The sequence below is a fragment of the Robiginitalea sp. genome, assembly GCF_049588695.1.
GTDB lineage: Bacteria > Bacteroidota > Bacteroidia > Flavobacteriales > Flavobacteriaceae > Robiginitalea.
Map to the genome: position 1 here is coordinate 1 of NZ_JBAVZJ010000215.1, position 8,466 is coordinate 8,466.

The 8,466-nt window shown below is 47.3% G+C and carries 8 protein-coding genes; 6 read left to right on the forward strand and 2 right to left on the reverse strand.

The genetic code is table 11. From position 1 onward, the window contains the following. Window positions 1-950 (reverse strand): RecQ family ATP-dependent DNA helicase (locus WBV75_RS05100; protein WP_424119567.1); only part of this gene is annotated, 950 nt, incomplete at its 3' end. A 231-nt stretch (window positions 951-1,181) separates the two neighbouring features. Here WBV75_RS05100 and WBV75_RS05105 point away from each other — a divergent pair. The 3 genes from WBV75_RS05105 to lptB all read left to right on the forward strand — a co-directional run bounded on the left by WBV75_RS05105 (window position 1,182) and on the right by lptB (window position 3,817). Further along, window positions 1,182-2,147, forward strand: a complete 966-nt coding sequence (locus WBV75_RS05105) for a KpsF/GutQ family sugar-phosphate isomerase (RefSeq protein ID WP_424119568.1) — start codon at window positions 1,182-1,184, stop codon at window positions 2,145-2,147. Beyond that, window positions 2,147-2,998 (forward strand): twin-arginine translocase subunit TatC, encoded by an 852-nt coding sequence (gene tatC, locus WBV75_RS05110; RefSeq protein WP_424119569.1) that lies wholly within the window; start codon window positions 2,147-2,149, stop codon window positions 2,996-2,998. The genes WBV75_RS05105 and tatC overlap by 1 nt, the downstream gene beginning before the upstream one ends. Before the next feature lie 78 nt (window positions 2,999-3,076). Beyond that, entirely contained in the window at window positions 3,077-3,817 is a 741-nt protein-coding gene (lptB, locus tag WBV75_RS05115; protein WP_424119570.1) for an LPS export ABC transporter ATP-binding protein, read from the forward strand. Here the strand turns inward: lptB and WBV75_RS05120 are convergent. Further along, window positions 3,814-4,572 (reverse strand): CDP-alcohol phosphatidyltransferase family protein, encoded by a 759-nt coding sequence (locus WBV75_RS05120; RefSeq protein ID WP_424119571.1) that lies wholly within the window; start codon window positions 4,570-4,572, stop codon window positions 3,814-3,816. The two genes, lptB and WBV75_RS05120, sit on opposite strands and share 4 nt — an antisense overlap. Before the next feature lie 154 nt (window positions 4,573-4,726). Between WBV75_RS05120 and WBV75_RS05125 the strand changes: the two genes are divergently transcribed. The 3 genes from WBV75_RS05125 to WBV75_RS05135 are packed head-to-tail and all read left to right on the forward strand — an operon-like array spanning window position 4,727 to window position 8,299. Then, the gene (locus WBV75_RS05125) at window positions 4,727-5,905 is read left to right on the forward strand and encodes a DUF4105 domain-containing protein (protein WP_424119572.1); all 1,179 of its coding nucleotides are present in this window, start codon (window positions 4,727-4,729) and stop codon (window positions 5,903-5,905) included. Next, window positions 5,902-7,770 carry a ribosomal protection-like ABC-F family protein gene (abc-f, locus tag WBV75_RS05130; protein ID WP_424119573.1) on the forward strand — a complete coding sequence of 623 codons (1,869 nt, stop codon included), beginning with the start codon at window positions 5,902-5,904 and terminating at the stop codon, window positions 7,768-7,770. The genes WBV75_RS05125 and abc-f overlap by 4 nt, the downstream gene beginning before the upstream one ends. Window positions 7,771-7,798: 28 nt before the next feature. After that, window positions 7,799-8,299, forward strand: coding sequence for a hypothetical protein (locus tag WBV75_RS05135; RefSeq protein WP_424119574.1), 501 nt, complete (start codon window positions 7,799-7,801; stop codon window positions 8,297-8,299). Window positions 8,300-8,466 lie beyond the last annotated feature (167 nt).

Genomic DNA, 8,466 nt, shown 5'->3' on the forward strand with positions numbered 1-8,466 from the left:
ATACTTTTCGGAATATCGTGATGGATAACATACCGTACATCCGGCTTATCGATACCCATACCAAAGGCTATAGTAGCCACTACGACGTCCACATCTTCCATCAGGAACATGTCCTGATACCTGGAGCGCGTCTTAGCATCAAACCCAGCGTGGTAGGGAACTGCAGAGATTCCATTAACCTGCAGCACCTGAGCAAGGCCTTCCACTTTCTTGCGGCTCAGGCAATAAATGATTCCCGATTTGCCCACATTCTTTTTAACGAACCGGATGATATCGGCATCTACATTCTTGGTTTTCAAACGCACTTCATAAAAGAGGTTCGGACGATTGAAGGAAGCCTTAAAAACCCGTGCATCCGTAATTCCAAGATTCTTTAGGATATCCTCCTGCACCTTCGGGGTTGCCGTTGCCGTAAGGGCAATAATGGGAATGTCTTCCCCCAGGCGTTCGATAATCGAACGGAGGTTGCGGTATTCGGGTCTGAAATCATGCCCCCATTCTGAGATACAATGGGCTTCATCTATAGCCACAAAGGAGAGCTTGACCCCTTTGAGAAATTCAATATACTCGGCTTTGGTCAGGGATTCCGGGGCGACATAGAGCAGCTTGGTTATCCCGCTTTTAATATCATCCTTTACCCGTTTTATTTCGTTTTTAGTCAGGGAACTGTTCAATACATGTGCTACCCCCTCCTCATTTGACACGCCGCGGATGGCATCTACCTGATTTTTCATAAGTGCAATCAGGGGGGATACCACGATGGCAGTTCCCTCCTCAATCAGGGCAGGAAGCTGGTAACAAAGTGACTTTCCGCCTCCGGTAGGCATGATTACAAAAGTATTCCTGCCCTCGAGGAGGGTTTTAATAACTTCCTCCTGAAGGCCTTTGAATTGTGAAAACCCAAAAAACTTTTTTAGGGACCCCTTTAAATCAATATCTCGTTTAATCATGCTTCACCAGTTCTGCACATTCCCCAAAGATTATTCAGGGTATCTCCCCCGGTTTGGTGCGGGCTTCTGGAAGAAAAACAAAGCCCTGTCGGGAAAAGGGAAAAGATTGGAATTCTTTCAAATAAGTTTGTGTAATTTTGTTTCTTAAAGATAGCATATTCTTTGAGATGACCATCTTTTTTAAGCCTATTTTAAGGAAACCGGGGGTTCATTTTTAATTTTAAAGAAACCTTGAAGGATCAGAAAGCGATACTGAATATAGCACGCAAGACTATTGACTCTGAGGCTGCTGCCATTGGAAACCTGAGTTCCCTGATCGATGCAGATTTTGCAGAAACCGTTTCCTGCATTCTTCAGTCAGAAGGACGGGTAGTGATCAGCGGGATTGGCAAGAGTGCGATCATCGCCTCAAAGATCGTCGCTACCATGAATTCCACGGGTACTCCGGCTATTTTTATGCATGCCGCAGATGCCATACATGGGGACCTTGGAACAATCCAGAAAAACGATGTCGTGATCTGTATCTCAAAAAGCGGGAACACGCCTGAGATAAAAATGCTCGTACCCCTCATTCAGCGGGGAACCAATACCCTGATCGGTATGACGGGGAATACGGACTCTTTCCTGGCTGAGAAAGCCAATTTCGTACTAAATACCTTTGTTGAAAAAGAGGCCTGTCCGAATAATCTGGCCCCCACAACCAGCACCACGGCACAATTGGTCATGGGCGATGCCCTGGCCATTTGCCTTTTAAAGTTAAGAGGGTTCAGCAGTCGGGATTTTGCAAAATACCACCCCGGTGGAACACTCGGAAAAAAACTCTACCTGACCGTAGGGGACATCACCGGGCAGAATCTGATGCCACAGGTTTCTGCGGATACCCCCGTAAAAGATGCTATTGTGGAGATTTCTGAAAAAATGCTCGGGGTTACGGCTGTGCTCGACAATGGAAAACTCATTGGGATTATTACAGATGGGGACATTCGCAGGATGCTCAATAAATACGACAATATTAGTGGGCTCATGGCCCGGGATATCATGAGTGCCAATCCAAAAACTATAGGAACAAATGTCCTGGCCATCAAAGCCCTGAAAAGAATGCAGGACAATGATATTTCACAATTACTGGCGGTTAATGACGGTCAATATCAGGGCGTTGTCCATATTCACAACCTCATTAAGGAAGGTATCATCTGATGGCTGAAGCGCGAAAGAATCCCAATGAGATGTCCTTCCTGGATCATCTGGAGGTCCTGCGGTGGCATCTGATCCGTTCGACCGTGGCGATTGTATTGATAGGGATGGTCGCATTCCTGATGAAAGACTTCATTTTCGATACCGTCATTTTCGGGCCCAAGAAAATGAGTTTTCCCACCTACAGGTTATTCTGCGATATCGCAACGCGTATGGGTCTTGAATCGGCCTTTTGTGCAGACTCCCTTCCATTTACCATTCAGAACCGGACGATGGCAGGGCAGTTTTCAGCCCATATCTGGACTTCGATCTGGGCTGGGTTTATAATTGGTTTCCCCTATCTGCTCTATGAGATGTGGAAGTTTATCAGTCCGGGGCTCTACGAAAATGAACGTAAGAATTCCAGGGGGTTTATACTTATTGCCTCCCTGCTGTTTTTTATGGGCGTACTTTTTGGGTATTATGTAGTAGCACCCCTTTCCATAAACTTTCTGGGCACCTATCAGGTCAGTAAAGAAGTACTCAACGAAATCGACATCTCGTCATTTATCTCGACGGTCCGGGCTTCTGTAATTGCCTGTGGTATTATGTTTGAATTGCCCATTATCATCTATTTCCTCACCAAAGTAGGCCTGGTCACGCCGGAGGTTCTGACCAAATATCGAAAAATAGCGATGGTACTGGTACTGATCCTGTCAGCCATAATTACACCTCCGGACGTAGCGAGCCAGATCATTGTTGCCGTACCCGTACTGATCCTCTACCAGATAAGCATTTTTATATCGGGGAGGGTTTTGAAAAACCAGGCCAGAAAAGAAAAAATGGAGGCGGAAAGACGTCGAAAGAGGAAGTAAAGGACCCCGCTCCACCGTTAAATATTCTCAAATTCTTTTTTACCGGGGGTAAAAAGAAGTAGTTTTAACCCACTGAAGATGCAGCTCAGAGCCGTAAATATCATGAAGTCTTACCGGGGCCGGAAAGTGGTCAAGGGGATTTCCCTGGAGGTAAACCAGGGTGAAATCGTAGGCTTGCTGGGCCCAAACGGGGCCGGAAAAACGACATCATTCTATATGATTGTCGGCCTGATAAAACCCAACGGCGGAAATATTTACCTGGATGAGACAGAAATCACCAATTTCCCGATGTACAAAAGAGCTCAATACGGGATTGGATACCTCGCCCAGGAGGCTTCTGTTTTCAGGAAATTAAGTGTAGAGGACAATATCCTGAGCGTTTTACAACTTACCAAACTCAGTAAAAAAGAGCAGCTCGAACGCCTGGAAAATCTTTTGGAAGAATTTGGGATCGGCCATATCCGCAAGAACCGGGGTGATCTCTTATCGGGTGGAGAAAGGCGCCGGACTGAAATTGCCAGAGCACTGGCCACCGATCCTTCCTTTATCCTTCTCGATGAGCCTTTCGCCGGGGTAGACCCTGTGGCCGTTGAAGACATACAACGGATTGTGGCCCAGCTAAAGAACAAAAACATTGGAATCCTGATCACGGATCACAATGTGCAGGAAACCCTGGCCATTACGGAACGGTCGTATCTTATGTTCGAGGGGGGCATCCTCAAATCGGGTATTCCGGAAGACCTGGCCGAAGACGAAATGGTTCGCAAAGTATACCTAGGACAGAATTTTGAACTTCGCAAAAAGAAACTTTCCTTTTAGTCCCTTAGCGGGGTATCGGAAGTCTTCGAATCCATCAATGAGAATAATACATAAGCGATTACGATCAAAGGGATCGCCAGAAACTGCAGGGTAAGCACCAAAACCAGGCTGATTATCAGGAAGATGTATTTGATACTATTGTCCTTAAAACTGTAATTGTCGAATTTCAGTGCAAATAATCGGAGCGGGGCGTTTAACAGGTAGGCACTCAAAATTGTCAGGCCGAATAAAAAGAGTGGATTCAGTATCAGGGTATTGGTAAACTCACTTCCATTGTACATCAGGATTAGAGGAAGTGAAAGAATCAGGAGTGCATTGGCCGGGGAGGGTAACCCAACAAATGAGTTGACCTGGTTCTCGTCCAGGTTGAAACGGGCAAGCCGCAGGGCCGTAGACATGGTAATCAGTAGACCGACAAAAGGAAACCAGGCACCCCACCAACCGTCGCTATCCAGGGCTTCCGCAAAAAAGCTATCGGCATTCCACCCGGCATTTACAGACATCGCCAGCAACTGGCACATGACAAGCCCCGGAACCAGGCCACTGGTGATCATATCAGCCAGGGAATCGAGTTGAATACCCAGTTCGGACTGCACATCCATTTTTCGGGCCAGTAACCCATCGGCAAAATCACAAAGTACCCCGAGTATAAAAAATACAGCTGCCCATTCCAAGCGGTTCAATACCGCGAAAACTGCGGCAATAGAGCCAAAAAGCACATTTAAGAGCGTAATGAGATTCGGAAGATGCTTCATAATTCCAGGTCGGTTGACGTAAAAATAGTATAAATCACTTAAACCGCGCTATCCCGAATTTATCCAATTTTTGCCAACGCCCGGACAGGGGGTTGCAGGTATATAAATTATTCGGAACTTTGATCCAAACCCTGGATGAGAATCCCTGCCAACAATGAAAGGACCCTCCCTGCTTTTTTTACTGACTTGCCTGTTGTCCATTTCCATTTCACGGGCACAGCCCGTAACGGCCAGTCCGGGAGCCCAGTTTAGCGTAATCACTTGTGGCCCGGGCACCGAATTATACTCGACTTTTGGCCATAGTGCATTTAGGTTCAGGGACCCCTCCCTGGGTATCGACTGGGTATACAACTACGGTACCTTTGATTTTGACACCCCTAACTTCTATGTAAAATTCGTAAGGGGCAAACTTCCGTACGCCCTTTCCAAACAGCGCTTCGAGAACTTCCTGTACACCTATCAACTCGAAAACCGGTACGTGCGGGAACAACTTCTGAACCTTTCAGAAAGTGAAACCAAGGCACTTTTAGACTATTTGGAGGAAAACAACCAACCCGAAAACAGGTTTTACAAATACGACTTTCTCTTTGAGAATTGTGCCACCAAGATTCCGGAAGTCCTCAGCAGGGTCCTCGGTCCTTCCCTGGAGTATTCCTATGAACATCTCAGGGAGGCCCGAAGCTTCAGGTATCTGATTCATGAGAATTTATACTGGAACTCATGGTCCAGTTTCGGGATAGACCTCGCCCTGGGTGCAGTAATCGATCGCAACGCAGCAGGAAGTGAATTCTCATTCCTCCCGAAATACGTGGAGCAACAAGTTGATAACGCCTCCTTAGAGGACCATGCCCTTGGAGGGCGAAAACGACCAATTCTCGATTTGAAGAGTCCAAAATCCGATGCTGTTTTTACAGCCACCCCCCTCTTTTGGATGCTTTTGGTTTTGGGATTAACCCTTGCAATTACCTGGATAGACTATCGAAACCAAACGCGCAGCAGCGTACTTGATTTCTTACTCTTTTTCGCCAGCGGGGCCGCCGGTTGGCTCCTGTTGTTTCTCTGGTTTTTTACGGACCATACAGCGACGGCCTGGAATGCCAACCTATTGTGGGCCTTCCCGGTAAATTTGTTTTTGGCCTTTGGTGTATTCTCACGGCCCAAAGGAAAGCCAGGCATTCGCAAATATTTGGTATTGCTTTTAGTATTCCTGGGTCTTTGCGCAGGGCTTTGGCTTACCGGAGTGCAGGTGTTTTCACCCGTAGTCGTTCCATTATGGTGTGCCCTGATGCTTCGCTATATATTTTTGATTCACATGGAAAAATTCTCACTTTGAACCTACTCAGTGCTGAAAATCTCACCAAATCCTTCGGAGAGCGGGTGTTGTTCTCCGATCTTACATTCGGTATTAATCAGGGTCAAAAAATTGCCCTTGTCGCGCGAAACGGGACTGGAAAAAGCACCCTCCTCGACATTCTCGCCGGCAAACACAATGCCGACAGCGGGGAGGTAACCACGCGGAAGGGTCTGAAAATAGGATATCTCGAACAAGAGCCTTACCTGGATCCGGCCCTGACAGTCTACGAAACCCTTTTTGCTTCCGGCAACACCCTGGTTGAAATTATAGCCGAGTACGAAAAAGCCCTGGAAAACCCGGAAGACCAGAAAGCCTACCAGCGCGCTTTTGAAGCCATGGAACAGGCCAATGCCTGGGACCTTGAAACCCGATACAAACAAATTCTTTCTAAACTCGGACTAGACGATACTGCAGTGCGGGTGGGAAGTTTGTCGGGAGGCCAACGCAGAAGGCTGGCCCTTGCGCATATTTTGTTGGATACGCCGGATGTCCTGATTCTGGACGAACCCACCAACCATCTGGATCTGGGGATGATCGAATGGCTGGAAGCTTATTTTAAAGACAATGTCGGCACCCTGTTTATGGTCACCCATGACAGGTATTTTCTGGACCGGGTGTGTAATCATATCCTGGAACTTGATGAAGGGGTGCTTCACAACTATAAGGGCAATTACGCCTATTACCTTCAGGAAAAAGAGTCCCGGGAGGCCTTTCAGGCGGTAAATCTGCAGAAGACCAAAGCCCTTTTCAAAAAGGAATTACAATGGATGCGCCGCCAGCCCAAGGCACGGACAACCAAATCAAAAGCGCGGATTGCCGATTTCGACGCCCTCAAGGACCGGGCTTCGGAAAGACGCAAAATTCACGAAGTGGAACTCGAGATCCAGATGGAACGCCTGGGCACTAAAGTCCTGGAACTCCATAATATTTCAAAAAAGTATGGGGAGCGGCTCCTTTTTGAGAATTTCAGCCACAATTTCAAACGGGGTGAACGCGTGGGCCTGGTCGGGTCCAACGGCAGTGGAAAATCGACTTTTCTGGAGATTGTATGTGGCAATATCCCTCCGGATACCGGTAAAGTAGTCCGGGGCGAAACCCTCAAAATGGGGTACTATACCCAGGAAGGACTTCAGGTGCAACCCGGGCAACGGGTCATAGATGTGATCCGGGAATTCGGGGATTATATCCCTTTGAAAAAAGGACGCGAACTCAGTGCACAGCAGTTGTTGGAGCGGTTCCTCTTCGATCGGAAACAACAGTATGATTTTACGGAGAAGTTGAGCGGAGGGGAGCGAAAAAGGCTTTTTTTATGTACCGTACTGATCCAAAACCCCAATTTCCTCATCCTTGATGAACCTACGAATGATCTGGACATCATCACATTAAATGTCCTGGAAAACTTCCTCCTGGATTATCCCGGCACCTTGCTGATCGTCTCCCACGACCGGTACTTTATGGACAAAATCACCGATCACCTCTTCCTGTTCGATGGGGCAGGTACAATTACAGATTTCCCCGGAAACTACTCAGATATGCGGGAATTTCGTCAGCAATCTGAAACCGTGCAAAAACCTGAGGCTGAAAAAGAGGAACCTTCAAAAAAATCAACGTCGCCGAGAAAAGGGAAGCTCAGTTATACGCAACAACGTGAAATCAATGCCCTGGAAAAGGACATCAATCAACTCGAAAAACAAAAGTCCGAACTCGAAACGCGGATGATGACACCAGAGCTCCCGGGTGAGGAACTCGATAAGGCATCCAGGGAATTCGCCTCAGTGCTCAGTGCACTGGAGGCAAAAACGGAGCGATGGTTCGAGCTTTCATCAATTGAAATGGAGGATTGAAAACATTTAACCCCAAGTATGATGCCTAATGTCCGGGATTTTTAACAAAGTACTCTTCTGGTTTCAGGCCAAAAACAAGCATGGGGTTCACTCCCCGTTTATATACGAATTCCTGGATCGGGCCGTATACACCAAGGCGTTAAAACAGGGGGTTTCAAGGCAAAGGCTACTCAGAGCCGCCAGGGTACATTTCAACCCAAAGCGCATTTGGTGGGTTTCCAACCTGCCCGGGAATTCCGGAATCCGGGGGAACCTGGAGGTGGATTCCACCCTACAGGGGCCTCCCTTTGATCTCCTTGTTTTTGATAAACCCTCACATGAAGTGGGAGAAATCCTCAGCGACCCCGGGCAATGGCACAATGACAGCATCGTATACCTGGGCAATTTAAGAGGTTCCGCTTCTACATATGCCCTGTGGGAGCAAATCAGCCTGCATCCTTCCGTTCGGGTAGTGGTAGAGAGCTACAGGGAAGGCCTGCTTTTTTTCAGAAAAGAACAGGCAAAGCAGCATTTTAAAATACGAACATAAACTCCTATTTTTGAAGGTCATGGGAAATGAAGTATTCTACATATTCGGCGGGTTGGTGCTGGTGTATTTTGCAATTTCTTTTTACAATAAGAAGCAATCGAAAAGCAGGAAGTCGCGCTCATTTATGGAAGGTCGAAAACTCAGGGACCGAAAGGATGCCGATACGT

Excerpts from the sequence above, each read along its gene's own strand:
- tatC (WP_424119569.1), top strand. The coding sequence starts at position 2,147 with ATGGCTGAAGCGCGAAAGAATCCCAATGAGATGTCCTTCCTGGATCAT.
- lptB (WP_424119570.1), top strand. The coding sequence starts at position 3,077 with ATGCAGCTCAGAGCCGTAAATATCATGAAGTCTTACCGGGGCCGGAAA.
- WBV75_RS05120 (WP_424119571.1), bottom strand. The coding sequence starts at position 4,572 with ATGAAGCATCTTCCGAATCTCATTACGCTCTTAAATGTGCTTTTTGGC.
- WBV75_RS05125 (WP_424119572.1), top strand. The coding sequence starts at position 4,727 with ATGAAAGGACCCTCCCTGCTTTTTTTACTGACTTGCCTGTTGTCCATT.
- WBV75_RS05135 (WP_424119574.1), top strand. The coding sequence starts at position 7,799 with ATGTCCGGGATTTTTAACAAAGTACTCTTCTGGTTTCAGGCCAAAAAC.